A 21,554-nucleotide genomic window follows, 5' to 3' on the forward strand; every position below is an offset into this window, starting at 1 on the left:
TAATTCTTCTCTCAATGGAATGATCCTTACAGTCCTACCTGGGGAGTTACAAAAAATAATTAATGGTTTGCAGAATGCAGCTTCAAGGTAGAGTACGCTCTTAACAACTATTGTAGGGGCGTAGACACGGGGTGACTTATGTTAGTACGGCCGTTGGTCCCTAATAACAAATTACTTTTAGAAAAATAATTTAAATCGCGCTAATAGAGTTTCAACTGTTGGTAGCAAAATTTTATCTAATTCTACAGTGTCTTGAAATTGTAAAATTTGTGTAGTTGGTAAATCGAAAGGAAACTGTCCTGAAAAATCAGGGCGCTGCATTTGCGCTAGTAAAATTTGCTCAGATCTTTTGCTGCTAATTGCATAGCCAATTTCCACACAAACGCTTGGGCTAGGAATTAATTGAGCAGTTTGTTTATCTTCTATTTTGGCAATAGGTGTGGTATCTGCAATAAACAACAAACTTCTACGAATTTTTCGCATCATAGCGCTTCCTAGTCGTAGAGGAGCTTCTTGAGGACGGTGAGATTCGACTAATTTTAAAGGTAGACGCGATCGCAAGTTCAATTTTTCCACACTTACCAATAATGCTTCCCGCAATGCATTAGTTGCTGGTGCATATTCTGTTTGATAACAAAAAAAGATTGTCGGTTCTAACTGTGCTAAAACTGACTGCTTTGTAAAATAAATCTCGTGACTAATCAAATCAATATTAGCCACACAATAGCCACCACTACCTTCTATATAAAATTCAATATTTTCCCCTTCTAGATAGCGCCCAAACCACGTTGATTTTCTGATATCGTCGCTGTCTTCTAAAAAATCTGCTCTTAGCCCCGACTTCAGTAGACTTTTTTTGTTAAGGCGAATATCTGGTGGGCGTTTTTCCAGTTCTTGTATCGGCTCGTAATTTTCAAGATACCATGCTCTCAGAGCAATTATTGACATAAGGCGCTATTTCAAATCTTTCAACTAGATCTGCAAGGAGTCCCACTCCGTAATCTTTGATTCGGTGTTGGGAGGAATTGCGGGTTTTATTTGTCGCGTCCTGCGACCAACTTTTACCGTAGGTCACAGTTTTCTCCTTTTAAAAAAGAGCTTCGTACCAGCTTACACCTAGTGCCGCTTCCTTGGAAGTCAAAAGTCTTTTATTTCAGGCTTTTGGGTTGTTTTAAACGGTCTGTTTATTTACGCGCCCGCTGTACTAGTTGATAAATAAAATACTATGTGCATTGAAAAAACAACAACACCTAAGCAACTAATAGCTGAGTTATTTCCTCTCATCGTTAATTCTAGCCGGGGATGTACTGGGTGAATCACCTTTTGACTTGAGTGAAGTCAAGCAGTTACAGCGCCCCCTTTCTTTCAGTATGAGGAAATATCGCCTTTAGAGTTAGGTGTTGTTGTTTTATAACGAGACAGATTAAGTTTCAACAGCGTCTTTACCTCTTTCTTAATTTGTTTCTTCATCTAGCTGTTTTATCTGCCAGGGAAGCTTTGTTTGCTTCAATTATTAAGTTAGCACTATTTAGAGAAGAGTGTGTTTTATTGAAACTAAACTTTACTTCAGAACCTCGACTTCGCAAAAGTTGTTGTGGTTCTTGTCTCTTAACAAATGATTTAGGAATGCTATATACAAAATCTAGAGAAAAATATAGTTGACAATTATTATATTTTTCATATTTTATGAGTATTGACTCATAAAATATAAAGTTATAAAAACAGAATTTTTATTAAAGGTTTAGTGGTTGGTCAATAGTCAATAATTGGTTTTCTATTTTCTCCCTTCCCTTATCTCCCATGTCCCCCATGTCCTCCTTCCAATCTCCCCAACCAGGAACCCTGACAAGGATAACAACCGTCATAGTCTTAACTGTGTTTTATTCACTCTTCCCATTCGGGCAGTGCGTAGTCCAAAATGGGTTGCATGTGTTTTAAATGATTCAAACAGTATGCCTAGAACACCTAATGAATACGCAGTATACTTACTCATGGCAAGTGGTCATCGGGAAGAGGTGCGGTTTCCGACGATTCAGGATTTTCAAAAGTGGTATAGTGGCGAACTGATACCAAAATCTGCCTCAGATGATTTTATAAACGTGCCGATCAAAAATATTCAAGGTGAATACATGGTTGTGCGTCCCTCGCGGATTGTGGCTATTCGTGTGGAACCACTTTTTAGCTCTAGTGTGGAAAGATTTACATAAATCATGAGAAAAACGCTTGCTTTAGTTTCCTTGAGTTTAGGAATTAGCTTTGTAAATCCTGTTTTCTCTGGGTTGGCTCAGGTGCCTATTCCGATTAATATACCGCCTTTGCCATTACCACCAACCAACTCCACCGAACCATTACCACCACCAGAGTTATTACCGCCACTAAAACTGGTAACTTTAGGCACTGATTGTAAACCCATTCATCAATGCTTGGGATGGGATGAACAACTTTGGAGTGGAAAAAGCAAACGAGGCGATCGCAAAGCAATGTTGGCATCTATTGACAATAGTTTACGTTACCTAACAACAGAGAAGGCACGAGCAGCGTATCAAAATTATCCTATTTCTGAAATCACTCTTGCTCGCGTTCGTCGTAGCTTGCTGCGTTTCCGTGAGTTGGTGGTTAGTTCTAAATCACCAGCACAACTGCAAGCTGCCGTGCGTCAAGAATTTAATTTTTATCAATCAGTTGGCAATGACGGTAACGGCAGTGTCAAGTTCACTGCCTACTATGAGCCAGTTTATACAGCCAGTAGAGTTCGCAATTCAGTATATAAATACCCTCTTTATCGACTACCGCCCAACATTGTTACATGGGTAAAACCACATCCCAAACGTATAGACCTAGAAGGAAAAGATGGTTTATTGGGTGATAAGAGTGAATTACACGGTTTGGAATTATTTTGGTTTCGCGATCGCCTAGATGCATATCTAGTACATATCCAAGGTTCTGCCCAGCTAAGATTAACTAATGGTAAAAGAACCTCTGTTGGCTATGCCGGAGGAACTGATTATCCTTGGACTAGTATCGGCAAAGAACTAGCTAAAGATGGCAAGTTACCTTTACAAGGTTTAACAATGCCTACTCTAATTAAATACTTCCGTCAAAATCCTAAAGAGATGAATAGTTATCTACCACGCTGGGAACGCTTCGTCTTTTTTAAAGAAACTGGTGGTACACCTGCAACTGGCAGTATTGGTGTACCAGTTACACCAGAACGTTCGATTGCCACAGATAAATCTCTCATGCCACCGGGCGCACTAGCAATAATTAATAACTCGTTTCCTTATTCGGCGGGTAAGGGAATACTGGTGAAACGCCGAGTCAGTCGCTTCGTTCTCGATCAAGATACAGGTAGCGCCATCAAAGGCCCAGGACGGGTAGATTATTTTATGGGAACTGGTAAATTAGCAGGCGATCGCGCCGGAATTACGGGTGGTAATGGTACTCTATATTATTTGCTATTGAAGGAGTGATTGGGGATCGGGGAAAGGGGAAAGGGTATTAAATTATTCTCCGTTGTCTGCCCACACTCCGTTGTCTCCTTTCCCCGATCTCCAATCCCCTTTCCCCGATCCCTTTAATATGAGGACTATTTACTACTATGAAATTTAGCGATATACTGGCGAAACTTGGTGATGCTGCTGCGTCTAACAGTCTTAATTTCGACAAAGACAATAATCCAGAAATTTCTGGAATAGCAGCAGTTGATGAAGCAACAAGCGGGACTCTTAGCTACATAGAAGGGTCAAAATTTGCCCCAATGGTAGGTAAGACTAGTGCAAGTGCTTTGATTTTGCCCCAAAATGAAGCACTACAGACACAAGCACAAGAACGTAGTATTGCTTGGATTGCGACTCCAGAACCAAAACTAATATTTGCAAGAACTCTCAAGTTTTTCTACCAACCTTGGCGCCCGACTCCAGAGATTCATCCCACTGCTGTAATTAGTCAGAATGCGAAAATTGGCAATGATGTTTACATTGGCCCTCATGTTGTAGTTCATGATGGAGCAGAAATTGGAAACGGTGTATATATCCATGCCAATGTTGTGATTTATCCTGATGCGAAGATAGGCGATCGCACAAGTTTACATGCTAACTGTACAATCCACGAACGTACTGTCATTGGTGCAGATTGTGAAATTCACAGTGGTGCTGTCATTGGTGCAGAAGGTTTTGGCTTTGTACCAACTGCTACTGGTTGGCTGAAAGTTGAACAATCTGGTCATACAGTTTTAGAAGATGGTGTTGTCGTTGGCTGTAACAGTGCCATTGATCGCCCCGCAGTCGGCGAAACACGTGTTGGTCGCTATACAATTATTGATAATTTAGTACAAATTGGTCACGGTTGCCAAATTGGTGCAGGTTGTGCATTAGCAGGTCAAGTCGGGATTGCAGGAGGTGTGACTCTTGGTAATCGCGTCATTTTGGCAGGACAATCAGGAATAGCTAACCAGGTGAAAATCGGTGATGGTGCGATCGCTTCTGCGAAAGCTGGTATTCACAGCAATGTCGCACCAGGAGAAATTGTCTCTGGTCTTCCCGCCGTACCTCACAAACAATTTGTGAAAGTGTCTGCTATTTTAAATCGTTTACCTGATATGTATCAAAGTTTGAAACAATTACAACGCCAAATGAAACAAAAATAATTAAGTCATTTGTTATTTGTCATTTGTCATTGGTTTTTCTCTTTGTCCTCCCTTGTCCTCCTTGTCCCCCTCTCTTCCTTGTTCTCTTTGTTCCACACGTTCAGTTTCAAGTGTTGTTAAAAAAACCTATACTTGTCAGGGACTTTTATTGCTGCTGTAAATCAGCATGTATACCATTAGATAGATTTTTTAATTGTTGTGCTTGAAATTGAAAACAAGCCTATTTTGGCTATTCAAGATCCTGTGATTATGAGCGAAAGAAGGCGATTTCAGTTCGGTAAAAAGGCTTAAAGTAAATGTTACTACTATAGCCAGTAAGATTCTTTCTAGCATAGTCTTCCCCACAGCCACAAAATTAATAAAATAAAATCTACTTTTAGTTGTAGCTAAGATAGATTTTTTTCTCAACTAAACTAATCACAATGTTCATAGTTAATGATTTAAATTAAATAATTTTGTGATAAATATCACTAATTCGTTTAACAAAAAAACTGCTAGGTATATTTTTTACTAATTTAGTTCGAGGTTATTTATTAAGTGAAAATAAAATTACCGTTGCGTGAACGTTTACATAGAAGAAAATTCTGTGAAAAATGCCAGACAGTACTAAGGGGAGCATGATAGTCCCCTGACTTGGATTATGCGATCGCATTTTAAGGCTAGAATAATCAGGTCGTTAAAGATATCTCATCACTTACCGCCTGCTTCCCAACAATATATGTCAACAACCCAGGTCTGTTCGCCTTTGGCGTTCCCGAAGGGTAGACACGCTTGTTTCTAGCCTAAGACTTAGACAACAGTTGACCAGACTAAGTACGAAGAAGTACTACGTTATTGGCAAGAGTTAAAGACCTACCAAGGGATGCGTAGCTAGTTCCTTGCTCTAGAACTGAAGGATTAAACAGATTTATTGGGTTAAGTCAGTGTCTTTCAGATAGTACCGACCAATAACATTGTCGAGGCTAACATTACTCCCGTAAGGGAAGGCTCCTTGGAGCAAAACCGTTATCGCATTTGGCGCGTGTGTAATAGAGCCGGGCTTGGTTCGGGATATCTCGAACCGCCCACTAATGGGTTCCCTCCAAATTCGGGGTTTTCAGACCCCGAATTTGAGAGGGCGCCCAAATCAGGGGGTTTTAAGCCCGGCTCTATTTCTTCGATTTGCCTCGTTATGCGTACAGAGTGAAAGATTTCAGTTCGTAATTGCCCGAACAAGAGTAGATTGCAATACTACACGGGATTGAGTAACTCCCGTGTAATGGATTTAAGGCGGTTAAAACCGCACGTGTCGTTTCCCTCTCAGCCCTTAAGGGACTGAGTTTCCCACATCCGGTGAGGTTTTATGAACGCTACACAAGAACTATTAAAAGAAAAATTACAGCAAGCTTTAGTTGCAGCTTTTGGCGCGGAGTTAACCGGAGTAGATCCGGTGTTGGTTCCTGCAAGTAATCCGATATTTGGTGATTATCAGGCGAATGTGGCTTTATCTTTAGCAAAGCGTTTAGGACAACAACCACGAGCGATCGCTCAAGCTATTGTTGATAAACTAGATGTAGCAGATATCTGCAAATTACCAGAAGTGGCTGGCCCTGGCTTTATCAATCTCAAACTCACCACCGAATATCTGGAAGCGCAAATAGCTACAATGCAAGCAGATTCCAGATTAGGAGTTGCGAAGGCGAAAACCCCAAAGCGCGAAATTGTGGATTTTTCTAGTCCCAACATCGCTAAAGAAATGCACGTCGGACACTTACGTTCCACTATTATTGGCGATAGCATTGCTCGAATTTTAGAATTTCAAGGACATGATGTGCTGCGCTTGAATCACGTTGGTGATTGGGGAACGCAGTTTGGGATGTTAATTACGTATCTGCGGGAAGTTTACCCCGAAGCTTTGACAACTGCTAATGCTTTGGAAATTGGTGATTTAGTCACTTTCTATCGACAAGCTAAAAAGCGATTTGATGAAGATGAAGCTTTCCAAGAACAAGCACGCAAAGAAGTTGTGAGGTTACAAGCAGGCGCAGAAGATACAATTCATGCTTGGAAATTATTGTGTGAACAATCGAGGAAAGAGTTTCAAGTTATTTATGACTTGCTAGATATTAAAGTGCAAGAACGGGGAGAATCTTTTTATAATCCCTTATTGCCAAAAGTTGTAGAAATTTTAGAACAGACTGGATTGCTAGTAGAAGATCAAGGCGCAAAATGTGTTTTCTTGGAAGGATTCACTAACAAAGAAGGTGAACCACTGCCCTTAATTGTGCAAAAATCCGATGGTGGTTACAACTACGCAACCACAGACTTAGCCGCTATTCGTTACCGAATTCAAGAAGATCATGCCAAACGCATAATTTATGTTACAGATGCTGGACAAGCAAATCATTTTGCCCAGGTGTTTCAGGTAGTCGGTAAAGCTGGGTGGATTCCCGATGATGTGGAACTCGTTCACGTTCCCTTCGGTTTGGTTTTGGGTGAAGATGGTAAGAAATTCAAAACTCGTTCTGGTGATACAGTACGGTTACGGGATTTATTGGATGAAGCGATCGCTCGCTCTCGTAAAGATTTAGAAAATAGATTAATACAAGAGGGACGCCAAGAAACCGAGGAGTTTAAAGCCAACGTTGCTAAAGTAGTTGGTATTAGTGCGGTGAAGTATGCAGATTTGAGTCAAAACCGTACCAGCAACTATGTCTTCAGCTATGACAAAATGCTGTCTCTCAAAGGTAACACTGCACCTTACATGCTTTATGCTTACGTCCGTACCCAAGGAATTAGCCGCGAAGGTAATGTTGATTTTGAAAAGTTGGGTACAGATGTCAAGATTATGCTACAAGAAAACACAGAATTAACTTTAGCAAAGCATTTGTTACAACTCGACGAAATTATTAGTGAAGTTGAGCAAGATTTATTGCCGAATAGGTTATGTGAATACTTGTATCAACTCAGCGATAAGTTTAACAAGTTCTACGAAAATTGTCCTGTTCTCAAATCTGATGAACCAATCAGAACATCACGTTTAGCACTGTGTTATTTAACAGCTAGAACTTTGAAATTGGGATTGTCTTTGTTAGGTATTCAAGTGTTAGAGCGGATGTAGGATATTTGGTGGAACTAAAGTTAGTTGAAGCGATCGCATATGGTACAGACATCTGCAAAAAGAATCACTTTGGAAGAGTTTCTAAAGCTACCAGAAACGAAACCTGCAAGTGAGTATATTGACGGTAAAGTTATTCACAAACCAATGCCACAGGGAAAACATAGTACAATTCAAGGTGAATCCATCATTGCTATCAACGCAGTTGTCAAGTCTAAGCGAATTGCTCGTGCTTTTCCAGAATTGCGCTGTACATTTGGTGGCAGATCCATAGTACCAGATGTATCTGTTTTTACTTGGGACAGAATTCCCCGTGATGAGAAGGGCGAAATTGCTAATATTTTCTCAGCAGCTCCAGATTGGACGATTGAAATCTTATCACCCGACCAAAGCGTCACAAAAGTAACCAAAAATATTCTGCATTGTTTGAGTTATGAAACGCAGATGGGCTGGCTGATTGATCCAGAGGAGCAAATAGTTTTGGTATATATACGCAATCAACAGCCAGTAGTGTTAGAAGAATCAGAGACTTTGTTACCTACGCCAGCATTCGCCAGTGAATTCAAGCTGACAGTAAAAGAGTTATTTGGTTGGCTGTTAGATTGAGACCAACAGGATAATCTTATATTTTAGTAAACTACCCACTCACCACCAACCACCAACAATCAACCGTAGATTTGCTAGTCTAGGGATATTGGCAAGTGCATTGCTGGCGATCGCACAAATGCGTAACCTTTACTAAGTAGAGAAACTGATAGACAAAGTAATAACAGAGACATTATTATGACAGCACCAGAAGACCAACCCTCTCGTTTCTACACTCAAGAAGATATACAGAAAATTCTACATTTGGCGATCGCCCGCCAAGCTAAAGATCAAGAAAAAGAATTCTCCTATGAACAACTCTTAGAAATTGCTGGAGAATTAGAAATTCCCTCAGAAACCCTCCAATTAGCCGAACGTGATTGGCAAATTACCCAAGGAGAAATACAGCAAAGACAAGCTTTTAACAATTACCGTATTGGAAGATTTAAAAAGCGCTTTGGCAAGTTTACCATTGTCAATGGTGTGTTGCTTTTAGTTGATCTTGTAGGTGGCGCTGGTTTATCTTGGTCACTGTATATTTTCCTATTTTGGGGACTGGGTGTAGCCCTTGATGCTTGGAACACCTTCCAAACTAAAGGCGAAGATTACGAAATGGCTTTCCAAAAATGGTATCGCCAGAATCAGCTCAAACAAACTATTAATAGAGCTGTCAATAAATTCCTTAACGTATGGCAGAGTTAGAAGAAAGGGAAGAGAGACAAGGAGGACAAGGAGGACACGGGGACACGGGGACACGGGGACACGGGGACACGGGGAATATTTTTGATAGATTCTCCGCGTCTCCTACTCTCCCTTGTCACCGCGTCTCTTCCAAATCCCCAATCCCCAATCCCCAATGACTAACTAAAATCTAAAACAGGCCAATCTTCTTGGTGGTAATAACGGGTCATATCGTCAAATTTTCGCAATTCCGCACGATTGATCAGAAATTCTGGTGTATTTAATAACCATTGTTGATTCAACTGTGAAAATAGAGTCGCAAGGCGATCGCGATCTAAATTTGGTGAAACTTCCCCAAAATAGCCTAAAGTTACGTGGGCAGTAAAGTGATACTGTTGTTCAATGCCTAAAGTCATGATGTTAGGATTTTGATAAATTGCCCGACGAAAGTTAATTATCTCTTCGTAAGAATTTTGATCTTGGGGTACTAGACAAACAGCTACAGCTCTTGTCATCACCATCAGTCCTAGCATTTGCCAACGAATAGGATGAACAACACGTTTTGTCAAAGATCTTTGATATTGCTGAAAAATCTCAGCAAAACAAGAACGCAATTGTTGTTCGTAGTCAGGATTTTTTTCACAAGCATCACGAAAAGTACTATCCCAAATTACATCTGCCAAAGTTAAATGGAAGCTAGCAGGTGGTACGGGTACAATCAAATTATTACCAATCGGTAACTGCAAGAGTTCCTGTTGATAACTCTGCAATTGAGTGTAGAAATTAGAGTTTTGTGTCTCTTCTTGGTAGGGCGGGGTAATAACCGTATAACCTGGAAAACCCACAGCTTGTCTGTTGCCATTTTGTGTCAGCTGAAATTTGGAAGATTCCAGGATATGCTGGACTTGAGTTCCATAGGCTTCTGGTAGTGTCATCCGTGCTACCCGATTGAGGTAGGTTTGATAATTGTCGTCCACGTTTCATATCCTCGCACTCTGTCCTTGATTTTAATTTGTTAGTGGTTGCTTGTTGATTGTTGGTGGTTAATTAATGCCGAATGTCCACCCCTCAAACCCTCTTCCTAAAATATTTAATATTTAATTTTTAACAACAGGAGGTTTCTCATGCCAATTTATGTTTACTGGGGTGAGGACGATTTTGCTATGGAAAAAGCAATTGCACTCTTACGCGATCGCATCCTTGACGCTTCATGGACGAGTTTTAACTACACTACCCTTTCGCCAGATCAAGCTGATTGTGCGATCGCTGGGTTAAATCAAGTGATGACACCACCTTTTGGTGCTGGTGGGCGTTTGGTATGGCTTGTCAATACAACTATTTGCCAACACTGTCCAGATAATGTGTTATCAGAATTAGGACGCACTTTACCAGTAATTCCCGAAGATTCATTTTTATTACTGACTAGCCGTAATAAACCTGATGAACGGCTCAAGTCTACTAAACTTTTAAAACAATTTGCGGCTGAATATCGTGAATTCTCGTTAATTCCGCCTTGGAAGACAGAACTATTGATGCAATCTGTCCAGACTGCTGCTCAAGCTGTAGGTGTAAAATTGACTTCTCAAGCAGTAGAAATTTTGGCAGAAGCTGTAGGCAACGATACACGACTACTGTACAATGAGTTAGAGAAAATACAGCTTTATGCTGGTGGTAGTAACAAACCACAAGATATAGATGTTGTTACTCAGCTAGTTAGAAATACTAATCACAATAGCTTACAACTAGCAGCAGCAATGAAGGCAGGAGATACAGCCAAAGCTTTAGCTATATTGGCTAATCTCATTAATGCTTGTGAACCCTCTTTACGGATCATTGCGACACTGATTGGTCAATTTCGTACCTGGTTATGGGTAAGAATCATGGTGGAAAGTGGTGAACGCGATCCACAAGCGATCGCCAAAGCTGCTGATGTCAGCAATCCTAAGCGTATCTACTTTTTACAGCAAGAAGTTAAATCACTTTCTGTGCAACAACTAATTGACTGTTTACCCCTATTACTAGAATTAGAAGTAAGTCTCAAACAAGGAGCAGTAGAAATGTTAGTACTCCAGACAAAAATTATCGAAATTTGTCAGGTATGTCAAAGAAAATGAGAAAAAATCTGAATGTAGCCGAAATTTAGTTTTTTCTTGGAACTTCTCTCTCCTAAAATTATTCATTCTAATTAATATCAATGATATTTGTAGTTGTTTTGAACACAGCAAATGAACAGATTATATCAACTATTGTGCCGACCTAAGCTAACTCAAATGCTTTCTCAAAGTGTGTTTTTTCGCTCTTTGACTATAGCGAGTTTTTTCTCTACGGTTTTGATATTTAGCTCAACAGTTAATGCTCAAAATCCTCCACCCAACAATAAAGATATACTCAACTACTCTAGATCTTTATTACGCATCGAACCAGAACGACAGCAAGCTTTTGATCAAATTAAGAAAATTATTGGCGATCAAGAAATTCCTAAGATTGTTTGTAGCGAACCCAGTAGCTTTAACTCTCTACCATCCCAGGCTAGAGATATAGCTGTCAATTACTGCAATCGTTCTCAGCAAATTGTCGAATCTAATGGTCTTAGCATTGATGAATTCAACAAAATTACTCTCCAGCTACAAAATAATGATGACTTAAAACGACAGATTTACAATAATTTAATTCGTTTACAAAAAAGACCTAATGACCAATAGAAAAAAGTTACTGTTGTTATATTTACATACCATATAGAGTGCCTGTAGAAAATTGACTATCTAAGAAATTTTGCCGCCGTTTGGCATGAATATTTTTCATATGTTTTTTAACAGTGTTAATACTTATGTAAAGATAAGCTGCAATTTCTTTATAACTATAATTAGCTCTATATAGACACCAAATATCAGTTTCTCGCTGTGTGAGATGATATTGTGCAACTTCTGCGATCGCTAAGTTTCTCATTGACTCATAACGATTTTCAATTATGATTAAAAAACCAGAACGTTTGCATTTAGTTAAATCAAGCCATCTCACACGGACTCGAAATATTTTTGTCTTATTAAGTGAAATTTCATCAGATAAAAAAAATACTTTATTAAGCGAATGGTTACGTCTAACAAGTAACAATTCACAAATATGCCAAATAGCTTGTGGTAATTTGTGATGTTCATAGCTATCTTGTTTCAGTTGATGAAAAATATGATGTGCCGATGCATTAGCATAAATAAGTTCACCCGCTTCATTAATAATTAGTAATCCATCTTGCAAGTTTTCCATAACTTCTTGCAAGAAATCTGCTTGCTGACAATAATGATATTTAAGATTATCTTTTGAATCTAGTAATAAATCTGTGAAAGCGGTCATAATAACTTGATTATTTATTTGATAAAAATTATATTGAATTAATTTGAATAAAAACTCAAAACTAGCTCATAGTCGTGCTGAAGCACAACCACAAATGAGAAAGATGTGGCACAGATGAGATTTCAATACAGTTTGGTTCAGGATTTTTCGTCAGAATTTTGGGGTTGTACCAGACGCGATATATCGCGTCTCTGGTGGGTTTAAATGTTAATCAATTTGTCTTATCCGAACCGGATTGGATGAGATTTGATTTAAATTCCAAAATATTTTAGAAACCTATATTGATTTAAATTGACATAATTTAAATACAAATCTTTGATTCCTGATTTCGGATATATAGGAATCCTATATGATTTGTGGGAATTGCAAAGCCGAGATCCCCGACTTCTCTTAAAAGCCGGGGATCTCGTCTCTAACAAATGATTTAGTATTTAGAAATACTAGATTGTTGAGATTTTAATATTTGATTTTATCATTTATCGAAATTGGTATAAGTTAATTCTCGATCCCTGATCCCCAACCCCCCACTTCCAAGACACGCAACATCCCGACTCATCTATGCAAATTAAAACTATATTCTTTTTTACATTTTTTTAGAGAATCGTTAACTATAACATAAACTCCATATGTTCGCGCCATTGAGTGCGTTACCATCCTAAATAATGTAAATCACATTACCAGAACTTATGGAGCCAGAAACTTTACCAACCGAGGTAATTCTGACACATCCGCGTCAGTCCCTCGGTAGTGTGAAACTTGATTGGGTACCACAACCGGGAAATTATCTTGATCTAGAAGGAAAAACCTATGCTGTTTTAGAACGTCGTCACCGTTATCAACTCAAGTCGGGGCGTTATCATTTGTATAAAATAGCTTTATATGTACAATCTGCTAAACGACCAGAAGAAAAAAGCTGGTTGGATGGACGTTGGATTGTTGGCAATGCCAATTGCCGCTACAATGCTCATTCAGAAATTATTCGCTGTGCGGTTAATCCAGAAGGACCATGCGAATCTTGCCGCTACTATGAAATTCAGTGAACATTTATGACTTATCAGTTATCAAGTATAATTTGGTAGCTGTTTAGTGATAAATAGTAACTAGTAACTGAATGAGCCTTCTGGCTTTATTCTTGAATATTTTCAAAGACTTCTCCTACTGTTAAACGCATACCATTCACAAAATCCCATCCTGACTGGGGACGTTTCCCAGCTAATTGAACTTCTTGTAAAACTAACAAACCATCTCCTGTTCGCGCGATCGCCCCTATCCCTTTGACAATGCTTACTATTTCCCCTGGATTACCTGATACTTTTGACGAATTAGATTCTTTTTGGAGATATTCCTGAAGCTCCAATGGTAGTTCCTGCCAGTAAGTAGAGTCAAGGGGAGCGGTTGCAGTAATTTTTATTGGTTGGTTGCGGAAGCTAGTGATACAGTTGGGGTAAAAGCCTCTGATTTGATTGTGTAATTGGATCGCGCTCTTTGACCAATCTAGTTGGTAATCTTCCTTTTTAATTAAAGGGGCATAGGTAGCCTCAGAATTATTTTGAAGAATTGGCTCAATTTCTCCATGTTTTAAACCGAGCAAAGTTTCTACTAGTAAATCTGCACCGATTGTGGCTAATTTTTCTGCTAAATCTTGGGCATTATCTAATAAGTTTATTGGTGTAGTAGCTTTTAATAACATGGCGCCAGTGTCCATACCCGCATCCATCAACATAGTCGTGATCCCCGTTTCTTTTTCTCCGTGATACAAACACCATTGAATTGGAGCTGCACCTCGATAATTGGGTAAAATCGAGCCATGTACATTCACACAACCTAATTTAGGCATATCTAAAATTTCTTGAGAGAGAATTTGTCCATAGGCGATTACTACAAATACATCTGCGCCTATTTCTCTAAGTTGAGTGAGAGTTTCAGCATCTTTCTTGACTCGCTGGGGTTGCCATACTGGTAAACTGTGAGTAGTCGCAACAGTTTTTACAGGCGAAGGTATTAGCTGATTTCCTCTACCTCGGCGCTTGTCAGGCTGCGTAACAACTGCCAATACTTCAAAATCTGGATGATTCAGCAAATTTTCCAGAGTCGGAACCGCAAATTGGGGAGTACCAAAGAATACAACTTTCATGGTTTATCAATAATCAAGGGTTACTTGCGGGCTTGCTTGTTGGCGAGTCGATTGTTTTGTCTGATTATATATTTATCCTCATCACGCCCCTCACCAATGACAAATGACGATTTTCAGCAGTTAGCTTTAATTTGTGCCGATCTAGGTTAGTAGAGTTATAATAAATAAATTGAGTACTCAGTCAGTATAAACTGTATCTGTTACAATCAAGTTCTACTCCTTCGGCTTTGTCTAGCAACAAGCCAACCAGCGTCTACTATAATCAACATAAATTTTTATAAATGTTTCCAAGAAGCCAGCAGCTTTTGCCAAGCTTCTAGGCTAGGGTGTGTTACCAAAAACTTTGTCAGCAAAAGATTCTCTTGTTGCAGTTGTTCTCAATATAAATTTATTTTAGCTAGACTTTAATTAGTTATGGCTTGGATTTGTTTAGTTAGAACAATACTTTTGCTAAATTTCTCAGTCAGAGTTCGCATGACCGTTATCAGTAAATTTTAATCTGGTAGGAACAAAAGAGACAGGCTTAGTCTGCCAATTTCAACCTACTTATCTTTGCTATCTCTAGTAATAAATGTCACAAAGTAATGAAAGATTAACTAATGACTATAGAGTAATGCTTAGATGTTGGTTAAGCTGGGTTTTAGCATCAGCAAGAATTTTGTCCGGTAGTGACAAACATCAGCTTAGAATCGGTCAGTGTTATGCTAGTATATTTTGCTAGCTTGTATTGCTTGGTAGTATTTTGTAAGAATTCTTACACAAGATTTTGTAAAATTATGGCAAATTTTAGTGATTTATCTAGTGAATACAGTTAGTTTCCTGTTATACATATAATCGAAAGTCTGCTCCATAACTATACTGGCGTCACTTCTCACACAGCAACCGCCCTCTACTAGAGTCAACCAATGCTTAAACATCTTTTGCTGTCAGGATGGTTTCGCGTACAACCATTCTTCAAGTATGTTGTCGTCTTGATGCTGATCGCGCCCTTAGTGGATGCATCTAGTCACTCTTCCTCAGCGCAATCACAAACAGCTAAAAGTACTTCGATGATGACGGAGTTAGCATCTGCTTCAACCGAAGCAGATGATAGAAATATATCTAGTCAGAATCAAGTATCAAAACTAGCTAAAATTGACTCTTTGGCAGACAAACACCACTCCTTACAAGTGTCTATAGCTGCTGCTGAACCGCAAATATTAATAGTAGATAAAGTAGAGTCTTGGGCAGTAGAAGGTGATTCTATATCGGTGATCGAAATACCAGATAACAACTCATTGGCGGCCGTGGAACTCGCACCAGCAAAAGTGCAACCGGATTCTGTATCTGGAGGATTGTCTACTAGTCAAATCAGTTTAGTGGAAAAGTTAAAGGCTGCAAAACTACAGTCTTTAGATAGTGAGAAGATTTATCTATCGATGGATAAGTCTGATAGTCCATCACCTCAAGCAGCTACGATAGTAACTCCACAGTACAAAGAATTACCTGTAGTTGAACAAGCACAACAAGCACAACAAGAACAGCAAGATCCGATCGCCAGTCCACATCCAATTCCTTGGAATTGGATCATGACTACACATCAAACGGTGAGTTCTAAAAAAGGTTCTGGAGTACGCTATTACCGCAGTTTACCTGTTGTTTCCCCAGATGGTAGGTATGCTGCTTACAGCCGTGTACAATTAGAAGTCAAATCAGAACTGTATAACAGCCGTGTCAGCAGTGTTTTGTTCTTAGAAGACAGACAAACTGGGCAATTGCGGGTAGTATCTTCTACCTCTCGCAACATGGATACTTTAATCAATGCCAAATTTTCCCAAGATGCAAATGGTGAAGGGACTATTGGGGTATTAGTTCCCGTTAGTTGGTCAGAAAAAGGCGATCGCTTCTTAGCACGCAAATTTGAAGCTGTGTTTAATACATCTGACGCTACCGACAGGGCGGTAATTTGGGATCGACAAAGCGATCGCACTAACACCATCTCTCCTGCTTATGATGAGCAAGAACATGAAAAAATTGCCGTACTCTTAGGCTGGAGTAAAACCCAACCTAATAAGATTCTATTCCGTACTGGTGAAATGGGCGAAGAAGAATGGCCTGTATTGGCAGTTTCTCATGATGGTAGTACAGCTATGGCCACAGACACAGATAAAGCAGTGACTTTTGGTGAAAAGGTCAAAGAAGTCTGGCCTGGTCCACAGGTAGCTTATCGCTGAGAATACCTCTAACCGTTACATAACACCTACCCAAAGCTACCCATTGTTAATATTTTTGGGGAGCTTTGTCCAGAGATTAACTTACAGTTTCAAGCCCTCCTCACAAAGGGGAGGGGACGAAACAATTAAAAATTAAAAATTAAAAATTGTGAAGAAGAGGAAGGGGGACAAGGGGGAAGAGATTTTATTGAGTGCAGGATTAGATTATTTATTTTTTAGAGTTCCTTAAATAAAATTACTGCTTAAAAAAATATATATAAAGAATTATTATTAATTGTAAAATTATGCGATCGCTCCAACAATGATCAATGATGAACTATGCTTTTTCATAATTAACCATTCATAATTCATCGTTTTGATCATGTCTGAAGAATTTACTATTGGTAGCAAAGTCCGCGTAATTGCCTTACCCCCCTACGTCAAAACAGCCGATCCCATGCCCATGTTACGTCCACCTGATGTGATTCGTATTGGCGAAGAAGGTGTGGTACTAGATCGTCGTCCTGCTGGATACTGGGGTGTCCGTTTTACTAATGGGGCTTTTCTGATGGAAAGCCAATATATTGAAAGTGTAAAAACTACCCAAACTGAGAATAGCGACGAGTAATTGTAAACTTGTGTTAAGTTGTAATTCTGGTCAACACAATGACTTCTCGCCGCCATTTTTTAACCATATTATTTGCTAGTTGTTTTGCACTCATCAGTTGGTTAAATTTTCCCCCAGTAGCTAACGCCTTGGGTGGCAAACTTCCTGCTATTAACCAACCTGCACCAGAGTTTTCTTTACCAACCAACTCTGGTGAAGGTAAAATTTCTCTTTCTGATTATCGTGGTCAGTGGGTAGTTCTTTACTTTTATCCCAAAGACTTCACCCCAGGTTGTACCATAGAGGCCCGTCGGTTTCAACAAGATTTACCCAAATATCTTGAAAAAAATGCACAAGTAATTGGTATAAGTGCAGACGATATTAATTCCCATGCCGAATTTTGTGATTCCGAAGGACTAAAATTTCCTCTGTTGGCAGATACAACAGGCGCAGTCAGCAAAGCTTACGGTTCTTGGATGAGCTTTATTTCTGTACGTCATACATTTATCATCGATCCCCAGGGTATGGTGCGAGAGACTTTTGTCAAAGTTAATCCAGCCATTCATAGCCAAGAAGTGCTAGCCCGACTAGAGGAATTGGAGAAAGCCACCTCGTAGCTCTCAACTAAAGTCGGGGCTAATAGCTAAAGTTAGCTTTTAGCAAGTGACACGAAGTTTAACCTAACCTGATGCGATCAGGTTTGTAGCAGACGCGTAGCAAGATCCCGCAGGCTAATTTCGCGTCTCTACACAGCAATAAATAGTTATTGATAATTAGCTTTAGACTTATTAATAAGAGTAATTGATCATTAGTTATTGATGAGCGCGATTCAACAAGCCGTCCTTGTCAAATCTCCTTAATTTATTTATGGGGATTCCCCTGTTCTGCGTTAAGTGTTCTTTGTTAAGAGTTCCCTGTTAATTTAAACTTTTACTTCTGGGCTAATAACTATGAATTTTAAAAGCGAAGTAAACTTTAAAGATAATACACAAAACTTAAAATTTTCTCAGCCTGCTGTTACCCGTAAACCATTGGAATTACTCAGAGATACTGAGGCTTTGCTACGGCGTCCAACTGTGGCAACATTAGTACCAATACTGCCACCAAAGTTAGGAGATAACTTACAAATCGCCTCTTCGGTAGCAGAAGAATCATTACATGAATTAGCAGAAATCGACTTAGAGACGATCAGCGATTGGGAACTACGACCTCTACGGATTCGGATTGGGTTAAGTTTTGTTGGATTTGGAGCGCTGATGACCGTTTTGCTGCTACTTTACCTCAATACTCTGTACTCACAATTAAGTCCCATTGAGCAGATCGGAAAATATTGGCATCAATATGTTTGGTTTGTTTGCTTAGGTGTAACGGGCATGTTTATTCTAGGTCGAGAGGCAATGCGTCCGATTAACAAACCTCGAAAATCAGGTAAGAAATAAAATACACAACCTCACCCCCAACCCTTCTCCTTAGCAAGGCTACGGTGTACACACAAATCTAGGTTGAGCGCATCTGTACCGCCTCGGAATAAATTCCGAGTACAGATGCGCAAGTCCTCTGAAGAGGACTCAAAAAAAAGTTTGTTCCAGTCCACTTGAGTGGACTTTCGCTATGAGCCTGGAACTTTAGTTCTAGGCGGGATACAGTTTCAACATGAAAAATTTTGACTTGTGTGTACTTAATACATTTTGTTCCTGTTAATAACAACATAGTTTACACGCACCGCTGTTACTGATATTATTTTCTCAAAGTAAAAATCACTCAAACTGAGAAATCTATAAAGTTAAGTAAAGAACATAGACAGCAGCTCTTGCAAACTTAAAGGATGTTAGAGCACAGATACCGATTTTATAAACACAACCTCAACATATTGCCGTAAGGATAGGTGGCGAATATGGAACCGAGAAGACTTGCACAATTTCTTAACTTTTTGCAAGAAGATTTAGCAATTCCTGCCGCTGACCTACAGTTAGCATTACGACATCCTGAACAGACTCCAAATTTGTTACCAATAATTTTGTGGCAATACGGACTGGTAACATTGAACCAGCTGGATCGTATTTTTGACTGGTTGCAGGGAAATGTTTGAGCTTTTGGTAGAAACGGCCCACAGCTTAAATATTTATGTAGGTAAATTTTAATAGTTATTAGGGGCGCAAAGTCTCACGCCCCAAAATGAATTATTGGCGTTGCTGAATGCGGTATGAATCCGAATGTAGAGACACGATATATCGTATCGTGTCTCTATAAAGATTTTGGGATTACGCAAAATCATTTTCATACATGAAATCAGCAATACCGAATTATTTGTCATTGGTTAATTTTAATGTCTTTCCTTATCTATTTCTCCCTCAAATGGTTGTACACCTGTTTCTGGATAATTGTCATCTCTAGGAGTAAAAATTCTCACAAATCCACCGTAAATGTAACGAAAAACTTGTTGAGGAACTTCTATAGTTTTCTGCCAAATACTGCTTTTGTTTGTTGTATTAGTCATAAAATATTCTCCTAAATTATTGAAAAATTTTAAAAAAAGTTTCAACAAGTATCCTAGTATCTTTTTGATTAGTGCTTAATTAGTGCCAACTTCAGCAGCAGCACGAGTATGCATAGTATCTTGTAAATGTTCTTGATGCTGACGTTCTTTTGTCATTGCTTCTCGCGCCGCTTCTTGCAGGGTGAGATCCACAATTTTGTGATAGTTGGCTCTACTTTCAGATTAGGAAAAGAATATGAGGAAGTTGTGAGGGCAGCAAAGAGTTTAATAATGTAATCTTAGATACGATACACTCCAACCCCAAGCTGATGCTACTTGAGGAGCTAATTTTAAAGGATTGAATGCTTTAGCGATCGCAGCTTTGATACCCAACTGAGCAAATCACTAAATTTATATGATGGTAGCGCTCCCTGTATGTCGCATCCAAAGTTGCTAGTAGTACTTATTTAATAAGTGGCTGATTTTTCTCAACATATCTTTGAATATCTTCTCGAGCAATTTCAAGGAATTGTCCTTTCTTGAGAAGAAAATTTGATAATGAGTTATATCGTTCTGCTAACTTTTGCAAATCAGCCTGTTGGAGTGCTAAACCAAATTGATCAGCTATCTGATGGAGAAATTGAACTTCAGATTTTTGCCATTGTCGAGACTCCGAAAGTTGATAAGCAGCTAATAAACCCCAAAGTTTTTTACCAACAAAAATCGGAGCGATCGCATAAGCTTTGATGTAAAATTGCTCTAAAAGTTGAATGTGACAAGGAGAGTGGTTGGTCTGATAAATGTCATCAACTGCAAATGTCTCATTATTGCGGTAGCGTCCTCCCCGCGTTTCTTGTAAGTAGGTGTCATCCCAAATAGTTGTACTATTGTGCGTGAGCAAAGTTTTCCAATTTTGGCTAATAAATTCGTAATTTTGGACAAATTCACCGCCCCAATCAGAATTAAAACAATAAACAGCAACTCTGTCTATTTGCAATAATTCACAAACCTTTTTATTTGTTGTCTGAAAAATTGTTTCCAGGTCAACCAATGCTCTCATTTTGGCAGTAATCTCACTCAAAATTTGCCTTTGATCTATTACTTTTTGTAAATCAAAGTTCTGTTGGCTAACTTGAGCCAATAATTTAGCCTGTTGGAGTGCTAAACCAAGTTGGTCTGCAATCTGATGGAGGAATTGAACTTCAAATTTTTGCCATTGGCGAGATTCGGAAAGTTGATAAGCAGCTAATAAACCCCAGAGTTTTTTATCAACAAAAATCGGAGCGATCGCATAGGCTTTGATGTACAATTGCTCTAAAAGTTGAATGTGACAAGGAGAGTGGTTGATCTGATAAATGTCATCAACTGCAAATGTATCATTATTACGGTAGCGTCCCCCTTGCGTTTCTTGTAAGTAGGTGTCATCCCAAATAGTTGTACTATTGTGCGTGAGCAAAGTTTTCCAATTTTGGCTAATAAATTCGTAATTTTGAACAAATTCACCGCCCCAATCGGAATTAAAACGATAAACTGCAACTCTGTCTATTTGTAATAGTTCACAAACCTTTTTATTTGTTGTTTGAAAAATTGTTTCCAGGTCAACAGAAGCCCGAATATTGGCAGTAACTTCAGAAAACACCTTGACGTATTGCAGAAAATTATTATTTTCTGGGAGTGGACTTTCCAAGTTTGTATTGAGTTGATCTAATAACCTTCTTTGTTCCATGCTCCTGACTCTAGCTTCAACACTAATTAAAATTTAAACCAAAATTGTATCAGCAAAAGTAAT

The 21,554-nt window shown here is 39.1% G+C and carries 21 protein-coding genes; 14 read left to right on the forward strand and 7 right to left on the reverse strand.

What is annotated here, in order from left to right:
- Window positions 1–177: 177 nt before the first annotated feature.
- A complete protein-coding gene (locus AC5JMK_RS26135) occupies window positions 178–948 on the reverse strand; it encodes a hypothetical protein (protein WP_096676076.1) in 771 nt (256 codons plus the stop codon).
- 1,004 nt (window positions 949–1,952) lie between these two features.
- Here AC5JMK_RS26135 and AC5JMK_RS26140 point away from each other — a divergent pair.
- The 3 genes from AC5JMK_RS26140 to lpxD all read left to right on the forward strand — a co-directional run bounded on the left by AC5JMK_RS26140 (window position 1,953) and on the right by lpxD (window position 4,645).
- Window positions 1,953–2,207, forward strand: a complete 255-nt coding sequence (locus tag AC5JMK_RS26140; protein WP_096676077.1) for a hypothetical protein — start codon at window positions 1,953–1,955, stop codon at window positions 2,205–2,207.
- Window positions 2,208–2,210: 3 nt separating this feature from the next.
- Complete coding sequence (gene mltA, locus AC5JMK_RS26145) at window positions 2,211–3,470, forward strand: murein transglycosylase A (RefSeq protein WP_495911318.1); 1,260 nt, start codon at window positions 2,211–2,213, stop codon at window positions 3,468–3,470.
- Between the two features lie 128 nt (window positions 3,471–3,598).
- Entirely contained in the window at window positions 3,599–4,645 is a 1,047-nt protein-coding gene (lpxD, locus tag AC5JMK_RS26150; protein WP_096676079.1) for a UDP-3-O-(3-hydroxymyristoyl)glucosamine N-acyltransferase, read from the forward strand.
- A 189-nt stretch (window positions 4,646–4,834) separates the two neighbouring features.
- Here the strand turns inward: lpxD and AC5JMK_RS26155 are convergent, their stop codons facing one another.
- Window positions 4,835–4,978, reverse strand: a complete 144-nt coding sequence (locus AC5JMK_RS26155; protein WP_495911319.1) for a QAALIT motif small membrane protein — start codon at window positions 4,976–4,978, stop codon at window positions 4,835–4,837.
- 1,009 nt (window positions 4,979–5,987) lie between these two features.
- Between AC5JMK_RS26155 and argS the strand changes: the two genes are divergently transcribed.
- The 3 genes from argS (at window position 5,988) to AC5JMK_RS26170 (ending at window position 9,029) form a co-directional block, all read left to right on the forward strand.
- Window positions 5,988–7,745 (forward strand): arginine--tRNA ligase, encoded by a 1,758-nt coding sequence (gene argS / locus AC5JMK_RS26160; protein WP_096676080.1) that lies wholly within the window; start codon window positions 5,988–5,990, stop codon window positions 7,743–7,745.
- Window positions 7,746–7,784: 39 nt separating this feature from the next.
- Entirely contained in the window at window positions 7,785–8,348 is a 564-nt protein-coding gene (locus AC5JMK_RS26165; protein WP_096676081.1) for a Uma2 family endonuclease, read from the forward strand.
- 177 nt (window positions 8,349–8,525) lie between these two features.
- Window positions 8,526–9,029, forward strand: coding sequence for a 2TM domain-containing protein (locus AC5JMK_RS26170; protein WP_096676082.1), 504 nt, complete (start codon window positions 8,526–8,528; stop codon window positions 9,027–9,029).
- 158 nt (window positions 9,030–9,187) lie between these two features.
- Here AC5JMK_RS26170 and AC5JMK_RS26175 read toward each other — a convergent pair whose 3' ends face one another.
- Window positions 9,188–9,985, reverse strand: coding sequence for a DUF1868 domain-containing protein (locus AC5JMK_RS26175; protein ID WP_096676083.1), 798 nt, complete (start codon window positions 9,983–9,985; stop codon window positions 9,188–9,190).
- 147 nt (window positions 9,986–10,132) lie between these two features.
- Between AC5JMK_RS26175 and holA the strand changes: the two genes are divergently transcribed.
- Window positions 10,133–11,122: a DNA polymerase III subunit delta gene (holA, locus tag AC5JMK_RS26180; protein ID WP_096676084.1), complete on the forward strand. Its 990-nt coding sequence runs from the start codon at window positions 10,133–10,135 to the stop codon at window positions 11,120–11,122.
- A 111-nt stretch (window positions 11,123–11,233) separates the two neighbouring features.
- Entirely contained in the window at window positions 11,234–11,710 is a 477-nt protein-coding gene (locus tag AC5JMK_RS26185; protein WP_096676085.1) for a DUF4168 domain-containing protein, read from the forward strand.
- Between the two features lie 22 nt (window positions 11,711–11,732).
- Here AC5JMK_RS26185 and AC5JMK_RS26190 read toward each other — a convergent pair whose 3' ends face one another.
- Window positions 11,733–12,356 carry a helix-turn-helix transcriptional regulator gene (locus tag AC5JMK_RS26190; RefSeq protein ID WP_495911320.1) on the reverse strand — a complete coding sequence of 208 codons (624 nt, stop codon included), beginning with the start codon at window positions 12,354–12,356 and terminating at the stop codon, window positions 11,733–11,735.
- Between the two features lie 686 nt (window positions 12,357–13,042).
- Between AC5JMK_RS26190 and AC5JMK_RS26195 the strand changes: the two genes are divergently transcribed.
- Window positions 13,043–13,396: a DUF6464 family protein gene (locus AC5JMK_RS26195; protein WP_495911321.1), complete on the forward strand. Its 354-nt coding sequence runs from the start codon at window positions 13,043–13,045 to the stop codon at window positions 13,394–13,396.
- Window positions 13,397–13,482: 86 nt separating this feature from the next.
- Here the strand turns inward: AC5JMK_RS26195 and fmt are convergent, their stop codons facing one another.
- Window positions 13,483–14,490: a methionyl-tRNA formyltransferase gene (fmt, locus tag AC5JMK_RS26200; protein ID WP_096676088.1), complete on the reverse strand. Its 1,008-nt coding sequence runs from the start codon at window positions 14,488–14,490 to the stop codon at window positions 13,483–13,485.
- 974 nt (window positions 14,491–15,464) lie between these two features.
- Between fmt and AC5JMK_RS26205 the strand changes: the two genes are divergently transcribed.
- From AC5JMK_RS26205 to AC5JMK_RS26225, 5 genes are all read left to right on the forward strand, one after another.
- Complete coding sequence (locus tag AC5JMK_RS26205) at window positions 15,465–16,703, forward strand: hypothetical protein (RefSeq protein ID WP_096676089.1); 1,239 nt, start codon at window positions 15,465–15,467, stop codon at window positions 16,701–16,703.
- Between the two features lie 361 nt (window positions 16,704–17,064).
- Window positions 17,065–17,310, forward strand: a complete 246-nt coding sequence (sipA, locus tag AC5JMK_RS26210; protein ID WP_096676090.1) for a regulatory protein SipA — start codon at window positions 17,065–17,067, stop codon at window positions 17,308–17,310.
- A gap of 38 nt (window positions 17,311–17,348) precedes the next feature.
- A complete protein-coding gene (locus tag AC5JMK_RS26215) occupies window positions 17,349–17,906 on the forward strand; it encodes a peroxiredoxin (RefSeq protein ID WP_096676091.1) in 558 nt (185 codons plus the stop codon).
- A gap of 333 nt (window positions 17,907–18,239) precedes the next feature.
- Entirely contained in the window at window positions 18,240–18,728 is a 489-nt protein-coding gene (locus AC5JMK_RS26220) for a hypothetical protein (RefSeq protein ID WP_096676092.1), read from the forward strand.
- 455 nt (window positions 18,729–19,183) lie between these two features.
- Entirely contained in the window at window positions 19,184–19,378 is a 195-nt protein-coding gene (locus AC5JMK_RS26225) for a DUF2949 domain-containing protein (RefSeq protein ID WP_096676093.1), read from the forward strand.
- 234 nt (window positions 19,379–19,612) lie between these two features.
- Here AC5JMK_RS26225 and AC5JMK_RS26230 read toward each other — a convergent pair whose 3' ends face one another.
- Both AC5JMK_RS26230 and AC5JMK_RS26235 read right to left on the reverse strand, forming a co-directional pair.
- Complete coding sequence (locus tag AC5JMK_RS26230) at window positions 19,613–19,786, reverse strand: hypothetical protein (RefSeq protein ID WP_495911322.1); 174 nt, start codon at window positions 19,784–19,786, stop codon at window positions 19,613–19,615.
- Window positions 19,787–20,228: 442 nt separating this feature from the next.
- Window positions 20,229–21,491, reverse strand: a complete 1,263-nt coding sequence (locus AC5JMK_RS26235; protein WP_495911323.1) for a GAF domain-containing protein — start codon at window positions 21,489–21,491, stop codon at window positions 20,229–20,231.
- Window positions 21,492–21,554 lie beyond the last annotated feature (63 nt).

Source organism: Pelatocladus sp. (genome assembly GCF_059505505.1).